General features: G+C 54.8%; 25 protein-coding genes and 1 pseudogene. 9 read left to right on the top strand and 17 right to left on the bottom strand.

Going from position 1 to position 20,029, the window contains the following annotated elements:
• Window positions 1-13: 13 nt before the first annotated feature.
• The 3 genes from APR53_06735 to APR53_06725 are packed head-to-tail and all read right to left on the bottom strand — an operon-like array spanning window position 14 to window position 1,233.
• Complete coding sequence (locus APR53_06735) at window positions 14-793, bottom strand: MBL fold metallo-hydrolase (GenBank protein KQC05822.1); 780 nt, start codon at window positions 791-793, stop codon at window positions 14-16.
• 48 nt (window positions 794-841) lie between these two features.
• The gene (locus APR53_06730; GenBank protein KQC05801.1) at window positions 842-1,027 is read right to left on the bottom strand and encodes a hypothetical protein; all 186 of its coding nucleotides are present in this window, start codon (window positions 1,025-1,027) and stop codon (window positions 842-844) included.
• Window positions 1,028-1,047: 20 nt separating this feature from the next.
• A complete protein-coding gene (locus APR53_06725) occupies window positions 1,048-1,233 on the bottom strand; it encodes a hypothetical protein (protein KQC05800.1) in 186 nt (61 codons plus the stop codon).
• Between APR53_06725 and APR53_06720 the strand changes: the two genes are divergently transcribed.
• From APR53_06720 to APR53_06705, 4 genes are all read left to right on the top strand, one after another.
• Complete coding sequence (locus tag APR53_06720; protein KQC05799.1) at window positions 1,220-1,426, top strand: hypothetical protein; 207 nt, start codon at window positions 1,220-1,222, stop codon at window positions 1,424-1,426. The genes APR53_06725 and APR53_06720 overlap by 14 nt on opposite strands.
• 11 nt (window positions 1,427-1,437) lie before the next feature.
• Window positions 1,438-2,559 (top strand): sulfate transporter, encoded by a 1,122-nt coding sequence (locus APR53_06715; protein KQC05821.1) that lies wholly within the window; start codon window positions 1,438-1,440, stop codon window positions 2,557-2,559.
• A 105-nt stretch (window positions 2,560-2,664) separates the two neighbouring features.
• A complete protein-coding gene (locus APR53_06710) occupies window positions 2,665-2,883 on the top strand; it encodes a hypothetical protein (protein KQC05820.1) in 219 nt (72 codons plus the stop codon).
• Between the two features lie 33 nt (window positions 2,884-2,916).
• Window positions 2,917-3,282, top strand: a complete 366-nt coding sequence (locus APR53_06705; GenBank protein KQC05798.1) for a hypothetical protein — start codon at window positions 2,917-2,919, stop codon at window positions 3,280-3,282.
• A 59-nt stretch (window positions 3,283-3,341) separates the two neighbouring features.
• On the opposite strand, the gene APR53_06700 is transcribed toward APR53_06705, so the two are convergent.
• The 11 genes and pseudogenes from APR53_06700 to APR53_06650 form a co-directional block, all read right to left on the bottom strand.
• Window positions 3,342-4,388, bottom strand: coding sequence for an ABC transporter (locus APR53_06700; GenBank protein ID KQC05797.1), 1,047 nt, complete (start codon window positions 4,386-4,388; stop codon window positions 3,342-3,344).
• Between the two features lie 12 nt (window positions 4,389-4,400).
• Window positions 4,401-5,195 (bottom strand): molybdenum ABC transporter permease, encoded by a 795-nt coding sequence (locus tag APR53_06695; protein KQC05796.1) that lies wholly within the window; start codon window positions 5,193-5,195, stop codon window positions 4,401-4,403.
• Window positions 5,192-5,698, bottom strand: a complete 507-nt coding sequence (locus tag APR53_06690) for a tRNA-Thr(GGU) m(6)t(6)A37 methyltransferase TsaA (GenBank protein KQC05819.1) — start codon at window positions 5,696-5,698, stop codon at window positions 5,192-5,194. Before APR53_06690 ends, APR53_06695 begins: the two co-directional genes overlap by 4 nt.
• A 170-nt stretch (window positions 5,699-5,868) precedes the next feature.
• Entirely contained in the window at window positions 5,869-6,687 is an 819-nt protein-coding gene (locus APR53_06685; GenBank protein KQC05795.1) for a molybdenum ABC transporter substrate-binding protein, read from the bottom strand.
• A 128-nt stretch (window positions 6,688-6,815) separates the two neighbouring features.
• Window positions 6,816-7,835 (bottom strand): annotated as a pseudogene (locus APR53_06680).
• Window positions 7,822-8,634 carry a molybdenum ABC transporter permease gene (locus APR53_06675; GenBank protein KQC05794.1) on the bottom strand — a complete coding sequence of 271 codons (813 nt, stop codon included), beginning with the start codon at window positions 8,632-8,634 and terminating at the stop codon, window positions 7,822-7,824. The pseudogene APR53_06680 and the gene APR53_06675 overlap by 14 nt, the downstream one beginning before the upstream one ends.
• 60 nt (window positions 8,635-8,694) lie before the next feature.
• On the bottom strand, window positions 8,695-9,774 hold the full coding sequence (locus tag APR53_06670; protein ID KQC05793.1) for a tungstate ABC transporter substrate-binding protein WtpA: 1,080 nt from the start codon (window positions 9,772-9,774) through the stop codon (window positions 8,695-8,697).
• Window positions 9,775-9,855: 81 nt separating this feature from the next.
• The gene (locus APR53_06665; GenBank protein KQC05818.1) at window positions 9,856-10,935 is read right to left on the bottom strand and encodes an ABC transporter; all 1,080 of its coding nucleotides are present in this window, start codon (window positions 10,933-10,935) and stop codon (window positions 9,856-9,858) included.
• A gap of 5 nt (window positions 10,936-10,940) precedes the next feature.
• Window positions 10,941-11,618, bottom strand: a complete 678-nt coding sequence (locus APR53_06660) for an ABC transporter permease (GenBank protein ID KQC05817.1) — start codon at window positions 11,616-11,618, stop codon at window positions 10,941-10,943.
• 116 nt (window positions 11,619-11,734) lie between these two features.
• Window positions 11,735-12,691, bottom strand: a complete 957-nt coding sequence (locus APR53_06655) for a tungsten ABC transporter substrate-binding protein (GenBank protein KQC05792.1) — start codon at window positions 12,689-12,691, stop codon at window positions 11,735-11,737.
• A gap of 85 nt (window positions 12,692-12,776) precedes the next feature.
• On the bottom strand, window positions 12,777-13,583 hold the full coding sequence (locus APR53_06650) for a uridylate kinase (GenBank protein ID KQC05791.1): 807 nt from the start codon (window positions 13,581-13,583) through the stop codon (window positions 12,777-12,779).
• 102 nt (window positions 13,584-13,685) lie between these two features.
• Here APR53_06650 and APR53_06645 point away from each other — a divergent pair, with 102 nt between their 5' ends.
• Together APR53_06645 and APR53_06640 are read left to right on the top strand one after the other, a co-directional pair.
• Window positions 13,686-14,939, top strand: a complete 1,254-nt coding sequence (locus APR53_06645) for a histidinol dehydrogenase (protein KQC05790.1) — start codon at window positions 13,686-13,688, stop codon at window positions 14,937-14,939.
• Window positions 14,902-15,177, top strand: a complete 276-nt coding sequence (locus APR53_06640) for a hypothetical protein (GenBank protein ID KQC05789.1) — start codon at window positions 14,902-14,904, stop codon at window positions 15,175-15,177. Before APR53_06645 ends, APR53_06640 begins: the two co-directional genes overlap by 38 nt.
• Here the strand turns inward: APR53_06640 and APR53_06635 are convergent.
• From APR53_06635 to APR53_06625, 3 genes are all read right to left on the bottom strand, one after another.
• Window positions 15,139-15,861 (bottom strand): glycosyl transferase, encoded by a 723-nt coding sequence (locus APR53_06635; GenBank protein KQC05788.1) that lies wholly within the window; start codon window positions 15,859-15,861, stop codon window positions 15,139-15,141. The genes APR53_06640 and APR53_06635 overlap by 39 nt on opposite strands.
• Window positions 15,854-16,375, bottom strand: a complete 522-nt coding sequence (locus APR53_06630) for a hypothetical protein (protein KQC05816.1) — start codon at window positions 16,373-16,375, stop codon at window positions 15,854-15,856. The genes APR53_06635 and APR53_06630 overlap by 8 nt, the downstream gene beginning before the upstream one ends.
• Window positions 16,376-16,496: 121 nt before the next feature.
• A complete protein-coding gene (locus APR53_06625) occupies window positions 16,497-16,703 on the bottom strand; it encodes a hypothetical protein (protein KQC05815.1) in 207 nt (68 codons plus the stop codon).
• Between the two features lie 249 nt (window positions 16,704-16,952).
• On the opposite strand from APR53_06625, the gene APR53_06620 reads away from it, so the two are divergent.
• From APR53_06620 to APR53_06610, 3 genes are all read left to right on the top strand, one after another.
• Window positions 16,953-17,369, top strand: coding sequence for a phenylacetic acid degradation protein (locus tag APR53_06620; GenBank protein KQC05787.1), 417 nt, complete (start codon window positions 16,953-16,955; stop codon window positions 17,367-17,369).
• A gap of 138 nt (window positions 17,370-17,507) precedes the next feature.
• Complete coding sequence (locus APR53_06615) at window positions 17,508-19,088, top strand: CTP synthetase (protein KQC05786.1); 1,581 nt, start codon at window positions 17,508-17,510, stop codon at window positions 19,086-19,088.
• 16 nt (window positions 19,089-19,104) lie between these two features.
• Window positions 19,105-20,022, top strand: a complete 918-nt coding sequence (locus APR53_06610) for a GMP synthase (GenBank protein ID KQC05814.1) — start codon at window positions 19,105-19,107, stop codon at window positions 20,020-20,022.
• Window positions 20,023-20,029: the final 7 nt, after the last annotated feature.

Below are 20,029 nucleotides of genomic sequence, written 5' to 3'. Positions count from 1 at the left end.
GAAACGGGTACGGTCACAGGACTATCGTCTCCGAAACCTCATGCTGTCCCGCGACATGAAGACCGATTGATCCTGCATACAGACCAAGCCCCCGTACGGCGCTTGTCTGCGCCCGTTCCGGGGTATTGTTTACTTCGCTGAGGTGGGCAAGCACGGCAGTATGCATCGTATCCGCGAGCCTTCCGAGGCAGGCGGCGCTTGCCGTATTGGAGAGGTGCCCGCGTTTTGCGTCACGGATGCGGCGTTTTAGAAAAGCGGGATACGGGCCGTTTTCAAGCATCAGGGGACAGTGATTACTTTCAAGGACCAGTGCGTCGCATTTTTTCAGGCAGGAGAGCATCTGCTCGCTCACACAACCCGTATCGGTGCAGCACCCGAGCACCGAATCACCTTCACGGATGAGGAAACCACAGGGTTCGGCAGCGTCATGGAAAACGGAAAACGGTGTAACGGAAAAATCAGATACCGAATACGTCATGCCCGAACTGCAGGCGGAATGCCGGATCGGTTTTACCGACGCGCGGCGGTTATTCAGAAAATCATGCAGTGTACCTTCCGTCGCCATGACAGGCACATCGAGGTGTCGTGCCAGGGTGTCGACACCACGTATGTGATCAGTGTGCTCATGGGTTACGAGAATCGCCCGGATGAAATCTTCCCTGCCGCCGCATGCCAGAAGCCGGGTTCTTATCTGGCGTCCCGAAAGTCCTGCATCGACGAGAAGTGCCCCAGATTCACCTTCGATATAAATACAATTCCCTTTGCTCCCGCTTGCGAGAACGGTCACCCTCATATCAGTATAGTGGAGGCGCATCCCCCTTATAAACCACGTTTCCTACCGTCATTCCGACTGACCGCCGGCCTCCAGTTCGACAAGAATGGGGGCGATCGTACCGGTATTGACCGACCGTTTTGCAAGTTTCGTCAGTTTGCGGCAGTAATAGATATGCGTCACCTGAAAGCCGACAAGCAGGCCGAAGCAGCATGCAGTTATTGCTATCAGAAGGTAATTTATCGGATCAATCATTCGGGTCACCAGGCAACTTCTCAGGATTCTCTTTCAAGTTCGTCAAGGAGAGGCTCAATTGAGTCGACATCGCGGCATGCCGCAGCGACCCGCATAAACCGTTTCCGATAGTAGCGGGTCATCGCCAGGTATCCGGCAAGCAGACCGATGACGAATGTAAGAAAGCCTATCATACCGTAGATGAAGACTTCGGTGAGAAGAACCATTAGAATTTCATTCATTGACGCGACAGATAAAACTATTGAAAAGGAAGATCCCGGAGAAAACGGGCAGAGATTTTTCGGGCGTGAGATAAATACCTTTAATCCGGACAAAGAGGATACCACATGTGTTTATTTCATGTACACCCCCGACGCTGAAAACCCCCTCGACACGAAGGCTGCGGAGACTTCCCCGTGACCGACAGAGAGGTGTCCGGTAAGGTGCCTGCCTTCCGGATTTCCCCTGAGGAGGCTGCCGGGTCGATCGGAAATTTCGGGACGGTGCTTCCCATCGTACTCGGCGTTGCGTTGGTTTCCGATGTAAATCTCGGTCAGATTCTCCTCTTCTTCGGTATCTGGTATATCCTTTCCGGGGTGATTTACCGGCTACCTGTGCCCGTCGAGCCGATGAAAGCGATGGGTGCCATCGTAATTGCAGAAGGGCTCGCCTATAGTGAGATCGTGACCGCCGGAGTGCTGATAGGGGTATTTACTCTCCTGATCGGGATCCTCGGAGGGATGCGCTTCATGCGGGATCGGATTCCCGAATACGTGGTCCGCGGCATTCAGCTGGGCCTTGCGCTCGTCCTTCTGAAAACTGCAATCCCTTTTCTCCTCAAAGACCTGTTTTTTGCGTTTCTCGGGATTGGCATCATCGCCATTTTTTTTCTTGCCGGAACACGCCGGAAGATCCCCAACCTTGCCGCGTTGGTTGTCATCGTGATAGGCATCGGCGCCGCCGTCAACTCGACAGGAGTTCCGGAAGCGCATATGATCGAGCCGCTTCGCCTGACCCTTCCATCGTTATCCACCGTTCCCGCAGCAACCTGGCAGCTGGTTATCCCGCAAATTCCCCTTGTTCTCACCAATGCAACACTGGCAACGGCGCTTCTCGCCCATGATTTATTCAAACGCGACATCGAACCGGACAGGCTCGCTATCACCATCGGGGCGATGAATCTCATCTCTGTTCCCCTCGGAGGATTTCCCATGTGCCACGGTGCGGGGGGCCTTGCAGCACACTACCGTTTCGGTGCACGGTCCGGGACGGGGAACATCATCGGGGGGATAATTCTCATCGGTGCAGCCCTCTTTTTTGCATCTCCGGCAGCAATCCAGAGTATTCCCCCGGGCGTATTCGCCGCCCTGCTGGTCTTCGTCGCCATCGAACTGGCGAAAAATGCGCTGAAAACCGACTCCATGGCTATCACCGCGATTATGGGGATCGTCGCCGTGCTTTCCTCGATGACAATCGCGTTTCTTGCAGGGCTTATCATGGCATGGATTTTCCACATGCGCACCTCTCGTCCGGGTAACGCAGGAAGTGCCTGACAACGGAGGGGGGACATACCTCCATCGGGCACTGACTGGTGCAAAAATTTATATGTTTGACACATATCAACTGGTATCATACCTGAGAGGTGAACAGATATGGGAATAAAAATCTATGTCCGTGAACGGCAGAAAGTGGGAAGCGGGGTAAAACAGCCGAAATACCGCGTTGTCGCGGTGACGGGCGGCCAGGGAGCGCACTTCAAGATCGAGGCGACCCACTTCCGGAAAACCGAGATCGAACAGATTGCAAAGGATATCGGTGCCGAACTTGTGTACCTCGAACAGATGCCCGAGGAAAAACACGGCTCGATGAAGGATTAAGCAAACACATCACACCTATTTTTTTCTCGCATAATGCTCTCCGAAAGCATTCTTCTCACCGCAGCAATCGAGATCATGCTCCGACTCGACCATCAGGTGGCGCTCCAGACAGGCCCGGACGGCATTGCCATCCGCCTTCCCACGACCCGGCGGCTGGCGGATTATCTTGGCGTCCCCCACTACTATGTCCTGCCGCATTTCGCGGAGATGGAAAAAAATAACCTCATACAGCGAAAAGAACGCGTCGGCATCTCAACGACACCCCGCGGCACCCGGATGCTTCTTTCGCAGATGAGAGATGATTATGCCGCAGAAGCGAACGTCGTGCTCGGTGATGACCTGTTTGCACTCCTGCAGAGACGGGCACTCATCAGCTCACCGGATGACCGGATGTCATGACGACTACTCCCGGAGGAAGAAGACCATTATCCGGTCACCGGCAGAAAAGGTCGTCTGTTTTAGAATACGTGGACAGATCCTGCCTTGAACGTCAGGTAAACGGATTCTCCCATGGTGAGACTCATGGCTTCATAACCCTGGCGGGTCACGACGACCACGAAGGGAATTCCGGCATCGACAGTAAGTCGTATAAACATACCATTGTCAACAATTTCGACAATCGTCCCCTGAAAAGAGTTACGCGCACTTGCATCGAGGGTTTCTCTGGATACGAAAATATCCTCGGGCCGGATACTTGCATAAACACTCTCACCGTTCATGCAGGTTGATGACACGATGCGCTGGCCGTTCACATCGATGTACGCTTCTCCGCCTTCCTTCCTGCACACACCCCTGAAGAGGTTTTCAACACCCACGAACTGTGCGATGAACTCTGATTCGGGCCTCCTGAAAATATCATCGGGTTCTCCAATCTGTACAATTTCCCCTTTGTTCATGACGGCGACACGATCGGCAAGAGAAAATACTTCCTCGAAATTATGCGTGATGTGGATGATCGTCGTCCCGAAAATGGTGTGCAGGCGTTTTAATTCCTTTCTCAGTTTTTCGCGTGTCTGACCGTCCAGTGCACTCAGGGGTTCATCGAGAAGCAGGACTGCCGGGTTAAGGATAATCGCACGCGAAATCGCCGCCCTCTGCTGTTCTCCTCCGCTCAATGTTTCCGGGTACCGGTGGAGAAGGTGATCGATCCCGAAGAGTTCCGCAACATCGCTTACCCTTTTTTCTTTCTCATCTTTGGGCACTTTGCGGTTATTCAGGCCAAAAGCGATGTTTTCCCCGACGGTCAGGTGGGGAAAGAGCATGTAATCCTGGTACACCATGGTGATGTTACGATCTTTCGGAGGCTGATGGGTAATATCGTTCCCCAGCAGAAGCACATTCCCGCTGTCTGGAGGGTAGACGCCCGCGACAGTCTCCAGAAGAATTGTCTTCCCCGCCCCCGTCGGGCCGATGATAACCATGTATTCACCATTTTTCACATCAAGGGAGACATTCTTCAGTCTGAACTCACCAAGGTCTTTGGAGACGTTTTCAATCCGGAGCATGCTAAAATCCTCCTACAGCCTGGCGGCACCACCATACCGCTCAAAAATATAGAGCGATACAACCGAAATCATGATGAGTATCGTTGCCGCTGAGATTGCCAGTTCAAGTTTTCCGCAGGACATGTTCAGGAACAGTGAAATCGGCAGAGTTTCTGTCTGCATACGCGTCGCACCGGCAACGAGCAGTGCCGCACCGAATTCGCCAATACCCTTTGACCATGTGATAACAGAACCTGCGAGCAGACCGTTTGCGGCCATCGGCAGCGTCACCCGCCAGAGGGCCTGAAAATCACTGCATCCAAGTGTTTTTGCCACATATTCATACCGCGGGCTGATGCTCTCAAATGTGGATCGCATGATACGGAGCATGAACGGGAGATTGACAAAGAACTGCGCGGCGATAATGCCCAGCGGCGTGAACACAAAGACAAGCCCCACGTCTGCCAGCGCATGTCCGAACGGAGTCGTCCCGAAGAGGAGGAGGAGACCCACACCCGCAACCAGCGGGGGGAGGGCGAGAGGCATGTCAAGCATCATGTTTACGCCGTTTTTTCCGAAAAACCGGTACCTGGCAAGGGCATATGCAGCCGGCACGGCAACAAGGATACAGAGCAGTGTTGACACAACGGAAGTGACAAGACTCAGTGTGATGGCGAACTGTATCTCTTCGCTCATGAGAGAGGCAAGTACGGCTTCGGGCGCGGGATGGCTTACGATGAGGAGAAGAAGCGCGACAATGAATCCCGTCAGGATCAGGCCTGCGGCAATTGTGATGATTTTCAGCCAGTCAGGCCTGATTTCCGTCAAACGTGAGTCCTCCCCCTCTCCCGCAGCATTTTGGGTGTCGCGTTCCACTGGGCGATGTCATCCATATGCTGGTCATCGACCCATCCGCTTTTCACGTCTTTCCTGTGATCGAACTGGTGGACATAGGGTTTGATGTCCAAAAGGGGCGTTCCGTCCAGAATATCGACCGCCCCGATCCTCAGAATGGTGCCCTCGACACCGAGAAGATCCACGATGGAAATGCCGATCGGATTCGGTCGGTTGAAATGCCGGATGGCAAAGATGCCCCGCTCCTTCTCACCGTCAAGAAAAGGCTTCTGCGCCAGGTTTTTCCCGGTAGCCCGGTCAAAATGATACAGCAGGATAAGATGTGAGAACCGTTCGATATCCAGAAGTCCGCGTTCATACTCTGGAAACAGCTCGACTGTTCCGACGGAGGGATTGAAAATACCCTGTATCGGGGTGTTTTCATGGTCCGTATGTTCTGAATGGATTACTCCGATCGGCGTGTAGATACATTTCATCCGCCTGATCATTTCACTTATTTCCTTCGAAGCCACCTGCATCACCACTACCTGAAAGAGAAGGTACCGTCACGATTTCGTGAAACGGCCATTTCTTCATAGTCCCGTTTTCCATCCGGAATGAAATATAATGAAAAAGGCGGGGCGGTATAACCCCGCCACCGGCATATCTACATGCTTTCGTACTTTTCGGACGGATAGGTTTCAAATCCATGCTTTGCAAAGATTGCTTTCCCCTCTTCCGAAGAGACATAGTCCATAAACTTCTTTGCATTTCCGGGATTTTCCGAGAATGAAAGGGTTCCGATGGGGATTACCTTGATAAATCCCCTGTCAATGGGAATATCCACCTTCTCCATCGTCTCGGGATTAAACAGATCTTCCCAGATGATCGCCGCATCCGCCTGATCCATGGATATGTAGACAAGGAGTTCGTTCACGGTTCCGGATTTCACCACGCAATTCTTCTCCACGTCTTCCCACAGGCCGTCTTTTTCAAGCATGGATTTAGCGGCTTTTCCGACAGCGGGGCCGGTTGGTTCGCCTACCGCCACGCGGATACCCTCTCGTGTCAGATCTTCAAGAGTCTGAATATTTTTCGGGTTGCCTTTCCCGGTGACGATCGCCAGTACATGATACACCGTCGGTGCGCTCTGGTCGATGAAGCCTTTTTCAGCAGCCGAATCGATATAGGACTTCGCACCCGGCATATAGGCATCACCCTGTTGAACCAGTTCAATCTGCGACAGGAGCTGGGCAGATCCGCCGTAGGTGTAATCAACGGAAATTCCTTCCTTCTCTGCAAACAATCCCGCTATTTCATCCATCGGTTCGCGAAGGCCCGCGCCGCAATAGACAAGCAGGGATCCGCCGGCTTCCTCTCCGGTGAGGGGAGTGTCGACGTTCGAACCTGCATTTGTACATCCTGAGACAAGGAGTGCCATCAGCAGCACAACGACGGCGCCAGCGAGAAGATTGTGTTTCTTCATATGAAGACACTATGAGTGAAATTATTAAAAGAGTTAGTTTCTTTACATGATAATAAGTATTTTATTTAATATCTTTGATTAACAACCTCGTCCGGTTGCGCGAGATGTACCGTCCCGGCATCGAATATCGCAAAAACGGAGTCCCCCACGCAGAGTTTCAATTCATCAATGGTTTTTTGAAACACCATTGCCGCAAGAGGGATACCGCAATCGAGGCCGACGCGAACCACCGGGCCCTTCGGCGTAAGATCCGTCACCACGCCTTTCAGGACATTTTTCGTCTCACCGCCCGTATCGATCCGGGAGAGGGTAACATCCTCCGCCCGGAGGCAGACCGTGACGCAATCACCGGGGGCATGATCAGATTGCGCTATTATCTCCTGTCCGTTTACGTCGACATCCGCGACGGCGTCATGGGTGCGGACGACCACGCCGTCAAGAATATTGTCGACACCGACAAACTGCGCCCCCTGCTTTGTCACGGGACGGGCAAAGACTGTTGTCGTTTCTCCTTCAGCCACGAGTGATCCCTCGATGATGACGCCGACGCGGGTGGCGAGCTGCAATGCTTCTCCCCGCGAGTGAGTCACCTGGACGATTGTCAGTCCGTGTTTGCGGTGAAGATCACGGAGTTCGCCGATGAACGTCTCTTTGGTAAGAGGATCCAACGCGGCGAGAGGTTCATCGAGGAGCAGGATATCGGGTTCGACTGCCAGTGCGCGGGCAATGGCGACACGCTGCTGCTCCCCGCCGCTCATCGTCAGGGGGTACCGGTCCTTCAGCCCCTCGATTCCGAATGCCGCCAGCAGCTCATGTACCCGGCGTGCAATCTCTCCGGGCGGGAGCTTTTTCATGCGGAGGCCGAATGCGATGTTATCGTACACGGTCATGTGCGGAAAGAGCGAGTAGTCCTGGTAAACAAGTGCGACATTTCTTTTTTCGGGGGACAACGCTCCGGCATCCTTTCCCCGGATACGGACAGTGCCCGAATCGGATGCATGCAGGCCTGCGATAGCCTCAAGAATGACCGTTTTTCCGGCGCCCGACGGCCCGAGGATAAAATAGTACTCCCCTTTCCCAACTCTCAGGCATACATCGTGAAGGTGAAAATCACCGAGCTGCAGACAGACGTTGTTAAACTCGATCATCGTATCTCCCCAGCGCCCGCGAAATAAGCCTGAGCATGATAAATGCAACAAAGCAGGCAATAATCATCACGAATGCAACCGTACTGCTTTCTCGTAACCCCCCCGTCGTGAAACGATAATAAATGAGGGTCGAAATGACCATCGGGTAGTAGGCTATCATGATGATCGCAGCGAATTCACCGATCGCACGCCCCCATGCCAGGATTGATCCGTTCATGATATGCCGTGCGCTCAGGGGCAGGACAATGCGAAGAAACGCGTGAAAACGGGATGCCCCGAGTGTACGGGCGACGTTTTCAAGGTGAATCGGTACTTTTTCAATGCCCTCGCGCACCGAATTGATGTAATAGGGGGACGAGACAAACAGCATTGCGATGACAATTCCCGGAAAAGCATCCTCGAAAATGATACCCACCGCATCAAGCGGTGCGCCGATCAAACCGCGCTGCATAAACAGGATATAGACAAGAATCCCGGCGACCGTATGCGGCAGCATGACAGGGAGATCCACAAGACTTTCGACAACTCCCTTGCCGGCGAAGTCGGTTCGCGCAAGAATGTAGGCAAGTGGCGTCCCTATAAGGATCAGAATGACAACGGCAAGCGCTCCGGCTCCCATCGTCGTGACAATGGAATCAATCACCCGGGTCTCGGTTGCAACACTGATAACATGCGGGATGTCGGCAAGTTCCCGCACGGTCATATTCAGCAGCGCAAGGATGGTCAGCCCGACAATGAGGCTTCCGATGAGTGCAAACGATATCAGACACCGATCGGGAAAATGACGTGTTCTGCGCATAGGTATGATATCCCGGACTATCGTTTGGTGACGATACCGTATGAAGTTCTCCGAAAAAAATCAGGAGTGGAGGGTGACCAGCGAGGTCAGCATCGACGGGACACTGCCGTAGCCTCCGGCAGGCACGATCGGCGGTTGTCCCTGCCCATCCATAATCTCCTGTCCCGGAACTCCAATCAGCATTTTCACAAATTCAAGTCCGGCTTCGGGATGGTCGGCGTTTTTCGGGACGGTTACGCCATAGACGATCGGACTGCCCTTGTTCATGATAGTTGATCCCGCCTCACTTCCGACGCACTCAATCTGTACCAGGGCATAGGTCGATTCGTAGTCGACCGATGAGAGATCGATGGCTTCGGGGAGTTCGATGAATTTCAGGTTGTTCTGGACCGCAACACTGCGGTACTCCCATGCGTAGTCGAGACCCCCGGACTCCACCATCTGCACGAGTTCCACACTCTTGGGTCGTATGGAGAGGGAACCGCGGGGTTCGGGTTCGGGTTCGGTCGCGTGGATGGTATAGATGCCGTCCGCTTCGGTTACGGTCAGGGCACTGTTCGCTCCGACGGTACGGTCGAATATCTGGTCGTCACCATAATGGAGTTCGGCAAGCTGCATCACCATTGGTGTCCGGTAGCCGCACGGATCGAGATTCGGATCGGAAAACGCCCATTTGACATCCTCACGCGCCAGAATGTCGTACCAGTTATCGGCGGTGATCTCATCGGCATAGTTGCTCGCGTCCGTATATGTGAGAACCATCTGGTTCTTGGCAAACGTGACGTACCAGTCGGCATCATCCGGCACCATGAGGTTCGGGATGAGTGAATAATCCGCAGAAGCGAGAACATCAGCGGATTTATCCAGTTCGGTGATATCCTTCACCACTTTCGTGCTGCCACCGGGAACGAGCTGAACCTCGACATTCGGATATTCCGCCTCAAATGCCGCCTTCATCTCTTCAAACGGGGCGGTGAGGCTCCCGGCATGAAAGACGGTGAGTGCGAACTCTTCGGGAGCGGCTGTCGGTACGGGCGTTTCCGTGCCACCCTGTGCGGGTTCGGTTGTGGTACATCCGCAGGCGAAAAAGACGGCACACACCATCATAATAACCATTGTAAGCTGTACTGAGCTTCTCATGCACGAAGTTAACAGGCTGAAAGAATATAAGAGTTTGTTTTCCGAGTTGAGTTAAACAGGTTTGGTATACTATATACTCATTCACCCCGTGCCCTCCATGACATGGACCGCGCTTGCCTTAAAAGAAATCCTGACCACATCGCCTTCATGAAGATCAAGATCCTCGACGGACTTCCATGTCAGCGTCGCCATCAGGGTGATCCCGGCATCGACTATAATCTCATTGACGGGCCCGGCCGCGATGATTTTACTGATGGTGCCCTCCAGCACATTCAGCGCACTTATCCGTTTCGCATGCGACAGGTGAAGGGTGATATCCTCCGGCCGGATACATCCGCATGCACGGACACCCGCAGGAAGATCCGTAACGGCGTGAATGACGGTTTCCCCGATAGTAATCGTTGCGATCCCCTTTTCCGTAGCACTGATGAATCCTTCCAAAACATTGCCTATGCCGATGAAACGGGCAACTTCCTTGTTTTTAGGTGTGGAAAAGACATCGCGGGGAGTTCCCGTCTGGGAAAACGTGCCGTGCATCATGACTCCGATCCGGTGTGCCAGTCGTTGTCCCTGAAGCATATCATGGGTGGACATGATCACCGTAATTCCCGATTCGCGGTTGTACCGGAGGATCAGCTCTTCAATCGCCTCGGTTGCGACAGGATCAAGATTTGCCGTCGGTTCGTCGAGCAGCAGAATCGCAGGTTCGGTCACCATCGCTCGCGCGAGGGCGACCCGCTGCATCTCTCCGCCGGACAAGGTACGTGCTTTCCGGTCCCCGAATCCCTCCATGCCGATGACGTCAAGTGCGTCATCAATCCGTTCCCGGATTATCCGGCGATCGAATCCGCGATATCGCAATCCGGTCGCGATGTTGTCACTCACGCTCGAATTAAAGACCACGGGTTTCTGAAAAACCATCGCCATCATCCGCTGTAATTCCATCCTCCGGTTTTTTTCGCGATGGATATCAATGCCGTCGAAGAGAATCTTTCCTGCCGTCGGTTCGTCAAGAAGGTTGATCAGGCGGAGCAGGGTCGACTTGCCCTGCCCCGAAGGCCCGATAATGGTGAAGATCTCCCCGTCATTGATGGTGGCATTCACATCCTGGAGTACCTCTTTTCTCCCAAAACTCTTGTAAATTCCACGAATTTCAATCATCATCCTCACCGCTGCTGCACCTGCGTCATCAGGGTATTGATCACCAGTGCGATGAGCAGCAGGATCAGCCCGAGAGCAATGGACAATCCGATATTCCCTTTGCCGGTCTCCAGTGTAATCGCCGTCGTCAGCGTCCGTGTCGATCCCCAGAACGAGGTCGCGTCAATGTTGCCGCCGATGATGATGGCGGCCCCGACCTCCGAGATAGCACGTCCGAATGCCATTGCTATGGCGGCAAAGATTGCAAACCGTGCTTCTTTTATCACGGAGAAAAGAAACTGCAATCGGTTTGCACCGAGTGAAATCACGGTATCTGTAATTGTCCGGTCAATACCCGAAAGGGCCGAGATTGTCAGTCCGGTGATGATGGGAAGCACCAGAATCGTCTGGCCGATGATCATCCCCCAGGGGGAGAAGAGAAAACCGAGAAATCCGAACGGTCCTATGCGCCTGATAAAAAGAAACACGAGCAGACCTATCACAACGGTCGGAAAAGCATAGAGCGTCTGTATCAGATTAATAAAGAATTTTTTCCCCGGAAATCCCTGGAATGTTATGAACGAGCCGACGGGAAGAGCTATCACCGTACCGAGGATTGTCGCGCTGAAGGTGATAACGAGGCTGAGTCCCGTGATTTTCAGCACTTCGGGATCCAGGGTGACCATCAGATGAAGCGCCTGCATTATGCCGTCAGCAATCGGGTACAGCCCTTCGAGAATCCCCGTCATGGTTATACATCACAGCTTTGCCGGTCAATCCTATAAAATGAGGCGGATGTGGGGGATCAGTCCTTCACTGATCAGGATATGGGTGTTTCGCATTCTTCCTGCGTCACACCGATCTTTTCCCATGCACCGAGAGACGGGAAGAAGAGCGGTCGTCCGAATTCCGCGACGCGGAAGGTGCCGATCTTATCCTGCGTATCTTCTGTGATGAGGTAGTTGATCCATTCCTTGGCAAGCGTACTGTTCACTTCCGGATACTCTGCCGGGTTGATCTGCATTGCGCTGTAGATATTCAGCAGGATATCTCCCTCCTTGACGACGATCACCAGACTGATGTCGCCCTGATACGCAAGGAACGTTCCGATGTCGCTGAGGGTATATGCCTCCTTTTCGTCTGCAAGTGTCAGTGTGGCGCCCATGCCGCTGCCTGCCTCGATGTACCAGTCGCCCGACGCTTTTACCTCGTCATATGTGTACCCGGCACTTGTCCAGATGGCTTTCTCTTTGGCATGGGTACCTGATTCATCGCCGCGCGAGACAAACTTCACCGAAGGATCGGTCTGCCCTTTCTCCATGATCGTCGTAAAGGCATCCTCCGGGCTTAGCCCGATGATGGCGGCGGGATCGGATTCCGGACCGACAATGACAAAGTAATTGTACGCAATGACCCGGCGGTTGACACCAAAGCCGTTTTCGATGAAGAGATCTTCGCGAACGCGGTCATGCACCATCATGACGTCCACATCGCCCGCTTCGCCGTATTCGAGCGCCTTGCCGGTTCCTGCAGAGATAATTTTCACTTCTGCATTATACTGGCTCTCAAAATCGGTCTTGAGGTAATCCAGAAGCCCCGTATCATACAGGCTCGTTGTCGTCGCAATATGCAGTTCCTGCTTCGGGCCGGGCGCTGCGGTTGGTGCGGCCGTCGGCGTTGCCGCAGGTGCCTCGTCGGTACATCCGGTCATGCATACTGCGCCGATGAGCAGCAGTATGATGCACGAAACAAGAATCAAACGTAACTCCTTGTTCATGGGAATGAGTCAGCCCGTAAAGATATATATAATGTTTTGTTTTGTGACAATGTTAAACCAATTGGTTTACCTGCGCACCGCCATATCAGGCACGAATCACGGTACCGACCTTCTCTCCCGCAAGCGCCCGGGAGAGAGTGCCCGGGACATGGCCGTTGATGATGCGCACCTCGCGCACGCTTCGGGCGTGCTGAAGGAGCTCCACCACCTTCTCCTCGAGCACCATGTCCTCCATGTTCCTCGCGAGGAGCTCGTCCGCCGTGATTTCGCGTATCAGTTCGGCTCCCGGATTTTCAAACGGATTTTCCGTAAAGAGGCCGTCGACGTTTTTAAGAAGGAAACAGTTCTTTGCTCCGAGCACTTCGGCGGCAAGAAATGCGCCCGTATCGGTGCGGTGCGGCGGGATCATCCCGACTTCGGGGGGATACTCATAGAGGCCGTACGGCGGCGTGCCGTGCGTCACCGGCAGGAGCCCCATCTTCAGAAGATAGGGCACTTCAAGCAGATCCGCCGTATGGATCCGCATGCCGTTGTATTGCGAGAGAAGGACCGCCATCATGATCGCGTTCTGTTCGCTGATTTTCCCCGCAAGTTCGGCGAGCACACCGGTCGGCATATCAAGATCGAGGCCGATATCAAGGATGTGGCGAACCCGGACTCCGCCCCCGGTGATGACCAGCATCTGGTGGTCCGCAGAAAGCCTGCCGATCTCTTCGGACAGCGGTTTGACAACCGGGGCGCCGTAGTCGATGATCCCGTGCCCGCCAATCTTCACGATAGTGAGCTCCGGAGCGATCCGGAGCGGATGCCGTCCCTCGTACCTCGCGAGCAGGCCTTTCCGGACCAGGGACTCGCCCCGGAGCTTTGATTCCATGTCATGCCGGTGAACCATAAACCACCACTCTCCATGTACATATCGGGATTGTTAAAGAAATAGTCATCTGAAACGCCTTCGTGAACAACCTTATACTCCCCGGAAATAAACGCTCCTTCCATGTGGAAGGCGCTGGAGATTGAGAAATGGGTCGTCGGCCGCCGTTCGGGCATCGAGGTGGTGAAAAGCCAGGTGCAGGAGATCATCGATCGCGTCAGCCGCGAAGGGGATCAGGCCCTCGTCGAGCTGACAAAGCAGTTCGACGGCATCGATCCGGGTGACCTCAGAATCACGGAGGAGGAGATTGCACGGGCATACGAGGTCACGGACGCCCGCGTTGCCGAAGGTATCATCGAGGCGGAGGCACGTATCAGCCGGTTTCACGAGCTGTCACACTCACGGGGAATATGGCTCGAAGAGACAGAACCCGGCATCGTGCTCGGGGTAAAGACCACCCCACTCGCCAGGGTCGGGTGTTATGTGCCCGGCGGACGGGCTGCCTATTCGTCCACAGCGTTGATGACCGCCGTCCCGGCAAAGGTGGCGGGCGTCCGGCAGATCTGCTGCTGCACACCTCCTCCCGTCAATCCGCTCACCCTGCTTGCGCTCGATGTGGCAGGCGTTGACGAAATCTACCAGGTCGGCGGAGCGCAGGCAATCGCCGCAATGGCACTCGGAACCGAAACGATCGATCCTGTCCAGAAGATCGTGGGGCCGGGGAATGTGTACGTGACGGCGGCCAAGATGCTGCTTCGTGACCATGCAGAGATCGACTTCCCCGCCGGGCCCTCGGAGATCGGCATCCTCGCCGATGAAACCGCGAATCCCACCTTCATTGCCGCCGACATCCTCGCACAGGCGGAGCACGACCCGAATGCCGCGTGCGTGCTCGTGACAACGAATGCGGCATTCGCCGACCGGGTAGGTGTCGAGATTGCCCGCCTGCTTGCTGAAACACCCAGAAAAGAGATTATCGAAACAGCACTCGCGAATTCGGGATTCGTAGTGGCGAGTGATATCGACAGCGGGGTCCTTGTGATGGACCTTATTGCACCCGAGCACCTCTCTCTTCAGGTCGCCAACCCTCTCCCGATCCTCAGCGCGGTTCAGAATGCCGGTTCTATCTTTGTAGGTCCCTATACTGCAGTGGCCTGCGGCGATTACGCCTCCGGCACAAATCACGTGCTTCCCACCGCCGGCTATGCACGGGTCCACTCGGGGCTTGACGTGGGGCACTTCTGCAAGCGGTCGACGGTGCAGATAATCTCGCGTGAAGGTCTCCGTGCAATAGGTGATATCGTCGAAACGGTTGCGATGGCGGAGGGGCTCCATGCCCATGCCAGATCCGTCCGGATACGCCGCGAACCTGATTGAAACCGTTTTTTTCACCCGCCGCGGAGCGGGAATCGATATACGGATCCTCCGCACCCCCCCTTTTGCCATTTCCCCGGCCCGGATCTCCGGCATCCCCTCGCAGCTGCGCATTCGCCGGACATGTCCGACCGGAAACGGGGCATCGACATGTGCCCTTTTCGTGATGTCCGCAAAAAACTGTTCCTTCAGGCGCCCCCCCTCACCAGAACCGTATACGCAGCAGACGGACAAACATTAACACCGCATCCCGTACACCGACCCGGGAATCCCCGCGGTTTTCCCAGACTGTCGGCACTTCGACGATATGATATCCCGCCGAACGGAGGCGCCATAACAGCTCGACATCGAATTCAAACCCACCTGACCGCATAAGAGGAAGCACGCGGTCGAGCGCCTCTCGCCGGAACGCCTTTGCACCGCACTGAGTATCCCGGAACGGGAGCCCGAACAGTACACGGACAAATCCGTTGAAAACACGGCTCTGAAACAGCCGCGACAGCGTCTGGCGAACCGGCACTTCGGCTCCGGCAACCCAGCGTGAGGCGATGGCGCCGTCCGTTTCCGAAAGCGCATCGAACAGACGCTGCATCTCGCCGGCGGATGTCGATGCGTCGGCGTCCATAAACCCGATAAAGGGTGTTTCCGCCAAGCGCATCCCCTGCATCACTCCTCCCCCCTTGCCAAGACGGGTCGAAAATTCACGGCAGGTAATATCCCGTTTTCGGTGATCCAGTGAACACGCCCGCACAAGGGCGGCGGTTTTATCCGTCCCGTCGCAGATGACAATGACACGGCCTTCAAATGTCCGAAGCTCATCAAGAAGGCGCGGAATGCGTTGTGCCTCGTTGTATGCAGGGATGACGAGCGTGCAGTCGCGGGGATCAACCGGAGGCCGGGTCTGCAGAGATGTCGGCTCAGTCATTAAGTTTCTCGACGATCATCTCGGCAAACCGCTCCGCAGCAGCTGGTCCGCTGGCGGTCACAAGATCAAGGTCGGCAACGACAGGCATTCCGACGAGTTTTGCCCCGCCGCGCTCCATTTCCACGACAGATGCGGGAGTTCTGAACACGGTCGCCTGCCGCTCCGTCAGGATACCTGCCTGTGCGAGAACCACCGGTGAGAGGCAGATTGCCGCCACCAGTTTTCCCGTCTCAAAAAACATGCGCACAAGCGCCTGCAGCGGTTCATTATCCCAGAGGAAATCCTGCGATCCCATGCCGCCGATAACCACAATGCCGTCATAATCGTCTGTCTTCTCTGTTGCATCCTGAATGGTGAGCGTCGCCTCGGCCTCCCCGCCCATCATGCCTGTGCATGTGCCGGTCCGTGTAGACGCCATATCATATTCAATATCCTCCTTGCCGAGGATATCACAGGGGACGAACAGCTCCTCGTCCCGGAACCGCTCCGGTGCGATGATGAAGAGGATTTTCATGATAATAGAGTGGAAAGCCATGAAAGAAGAAGATTTTTATCAGCAGAATTTCATTCGAAACGCGGACGGCATGTACCGAAGCCTGTCGAATTAATTGCCCAACGGTAGCGGTCGGATCCTCCTACCCGTGCTTCTCCACGTGCCAGCGGAGCTCCGTACCGGGACGGTAGTGATCCGCAATCTCGAGCGCCACCGCTCTGAGCTTCGCGTGTTCCCGAAGGCAGCTCTCCGGGATGTCGCCATTCCGCAGGATGGCGGAGCTGTTTTCAACGAGCTGAATGAGTTCCGTTGCTATCAGGGCGTTGAGCCAGAGAAGATCGCGGAGCATTGCCGCTGTATCGTCATACGGCGGGGGTGCCGGCGGGCCGGGATGGCGTAGCCCGGTTGATACCTTTTCCATGACAAGGAGGTATCCGCCGGAGGATTTTTCTTTTTTGGTTCATCTTCCGTCCTGAACGGTTCCGGTTCACGGGGTGGCGGGTCTGAGTCCGGGGAGCACGTCCATGCCGGGACGGCCCGCCGAATACTCCTGAGCGGGAAGAAACCTTCTTCGTCGCCGCCGCAGAATTGTGAAACGATGGGTGCCGGGTATCTTGATGAAATAGCAGAGCGTGGACGGGATGTAAATCCATTCTTTGTCATGGCCGGAATCGAGATCGTCTCCTATGGAAGCGGTGAAGCCGAACTTTCCATGACGGTCACACCCGCCATGCGAAACGGGGTCGGGTGGCTGCAGGGCGGTATGTTCGTTGCACTCTGCGACGAGGCGATGGCTCTCGCCCTCTACACGAAACTCGAAAAGGGCGAATCAATAGCGACGGTCTCGGAAACAACCTCATTTCTCCGGGGTGTCAGGGAAGGTACAATCCATGCCAGGGGACGTGTTATCAGAAAAGGGCGCCGTGTTGCGTTCACCGAGGGCGAGGTGTTCATCCCTGACACGGAGCAGTCGCTGCTCTCAAAAACGAGTGCGTCGTTTGCCGTGTTGCAGTAGGATACGTCGAATGCCATGCCTCCCTGAAAGGTGGCGCGGTGGCAGGCGACGATTCACACCTCAAGGCTCATGTGTGTCCGGCGCATACTATACTGTCAAGCAGAAACGTTCAGGTATTTGACAAGGGGAGAGGGCGTATTGAAATATATAGTTGTAACCGGCGGCGTAATGAGCGGTCTTGGTAAAGGCATCACTACCGCATCCATCGGCCGCCTGCTGAAAAACCGGGGTTACCGGGTCACTGCCGTAAAAATCGACCCGTACCTCAACATCGATGCAGGTACGATGAATCCCGCGCAACACGGCGAGGTATTTGTGCTCGACGATGGCGGTGAAGTCGACCTTGATCTCGGCAATTATGAGAGATTTCTCGATATAAACCTCAGTTCCGATCACAATATCACCACCGGCAAGGTGTACCAGACCGTCATTGAAAGAGAACGGCGCGGAGACTTTCTGGGAGGAACCGTCCAGATCATCCCTCACATTACCGATGAGATCAAGGATTCGATTTCGCGGGCTGCGCATAAACTGCTTAACGGCAATCGTGAAGCCGACATCTGCCTCGTGGAAGTGGGCGGAACGGTGGGTGACATCGAGAGTATGCCGTTTCTCGAAGCTGTCCGACAGATGCACGGGGAACTTCCCGCGAACGACATGGTGCTCGTGCATGTGACCCTCGTGCCCGTCGACACAATGGGAGACCATAAGACAAAACCCACGCAGCACTCTGTCAAGGCACTCAGGGAACTCGGCCTTGCACCCGACATCATCGTCGCACGGAGCGATAGTATCATCTCCGCCTCAACGAAGAAGAAAATTACCGCCTTCTGCGATGTGCCGCAGCGTGCTGTAATCTCCGCCATTACCGCTCCCGACATCTACCAGGTTCCCATGGAGATGGAGAAGGAAGGGCTCGCGGATGTCGTCACCGATTACCTGAGCCTGGAAACACGCGAACCCGATACGGAGTGGTACCGGCTTGTTTCCAAAGAATACACAAACAGGGTCACGGTCGGCATCGTAACGAAGTACGGCATCGAGGATGTGTACATCAGCATCAAGGAGGCGCTGAAACACGCTGGCAGGTCGCTCTCGATCGAAGTGGACATCCGGTGGTTCGACGCCGAGTCATTTGAACCGGGTGAACTTGCAGAGGTCGACGGCATACTCGTGCCCGGAGGGTTCGGTAAACGCGGAATCGAGGGTAAAATCAAGGCAATCGAGTATGCCCGCACATCAAAAAAACCGTATCTTGGCCTCTGTCTCGGTTTTCAGCTTGCCGTGATCGAGTATGCCCGCAATGTGCTCGGATGGGGCGATGCGACGAGTGAAGAAATGGGTGAGGGGACCCATGTCATCGCCATACTGCCCGAACAGGAAGACGTGCATATGCTCGGGGGCACAATGCGCCTCGGCAACTGCACCATCACATTAAAGGAGGGAACACTTACCCGGCGCCTGTACGGTATGACGGAGATCGTCGAACGACACCGGCACCGCTATGAAGTCAACCCTGAATATATCCCGGATCTTCGTGAAGCAGGATTGGTCTTTTCAGCGAACTGTGGCATGCGTATGGAGGCGTGTGAAATAGACGAACACCCCTTCTTCCTTGCGACACAATTCCATCCTGAATTCAAGTCACGGCCGACCAATCCTTCACCGCCGTACATCGGCTTCGTTCAGGCATGCCGGACTAACCGGAACAGCGCATGATATGAGGGAGACGAAAATGGTAAATGTCACAAAATTCATCGATGAAGCGGTTCAGAAGATCAGGGCTGCTGCGGGGGACGAAAAAGTAGTCATGGCGCTATCGGGGGGTGTCGACAGTTCAGTATGCGCAGAACTCGCAAAACGCGCAATCGGTACCAACCTGAAGCCGATTTACGTTGATACCGGCCTGATGAGGAAAGGCGAGAGCGAGCGCATATGCGAGCTCTTCTGCGACATCAACCTTACAATGGTGGATGCTGCGGACGAATTTTTTTCCGCGCTCGAAGGTGTGACCGATCCCGAGGAGAAACGTAAAATTATCGGTGAAAAATTCATCAGAATTTTTGAGCGTGAAGCACGAAAAACAGATGCGAAGTATCTCCTGCAGGGCACGATCTACCCTGACCGCATCGAAAGTGAGGGAGGAATCAAGAGCCACCATAATGTCGGCGGGATGCCGATCCATATGGATTTTTCAGGCATTATCGAACCGCTCGAAGACCTCTATAAGGACGAAGTGCGCGACGTTGCGGGAGGCCTCGGCCTTCCCCGTGAAATCCAGCACAGGATGCCTTTTCCGGGGCCGGGGCTGGCGGTGCGGGTGCTCGGGGAGATCACTCCGGAAAAGGTGGGGATCATCAGGGAGGCGAATGCAATCGTCGAACAGGAACTCGTCGAGCAGTTTGCTCCGTGGCAATGCCTTGCAGCCCTCATCGGGCTCGGCACGGGAGTGAAGGGAGATGTCCGTCTGCACGGCTGGATCGTGGCGGTCAGGGCCGTCCATTCCCGGGACGCAATGACCGCAGATCCGATCGAACTTCCGTGGAACATCCTTCACCGGATTGGATCACGTATCACATCTGAAATCCCGGGTGTCGCACGGGTGGTCTACGACATTACACCCAAACCCCCGGCTACGATAGAGTACGAATAAAAAAAGG

The sequence above is a fragment of the Methanoculleus sp. SDB genome (assembly GCA_001412355.1).
GTDB lineage: Archaea > Halobacteriota > Methanomicrobia > Methanomicrobiales > Methanomicrobiaceae > LKUD01.
This window is presented reverse-complemented; position numbering and strand designations above follow the sequence as displayed.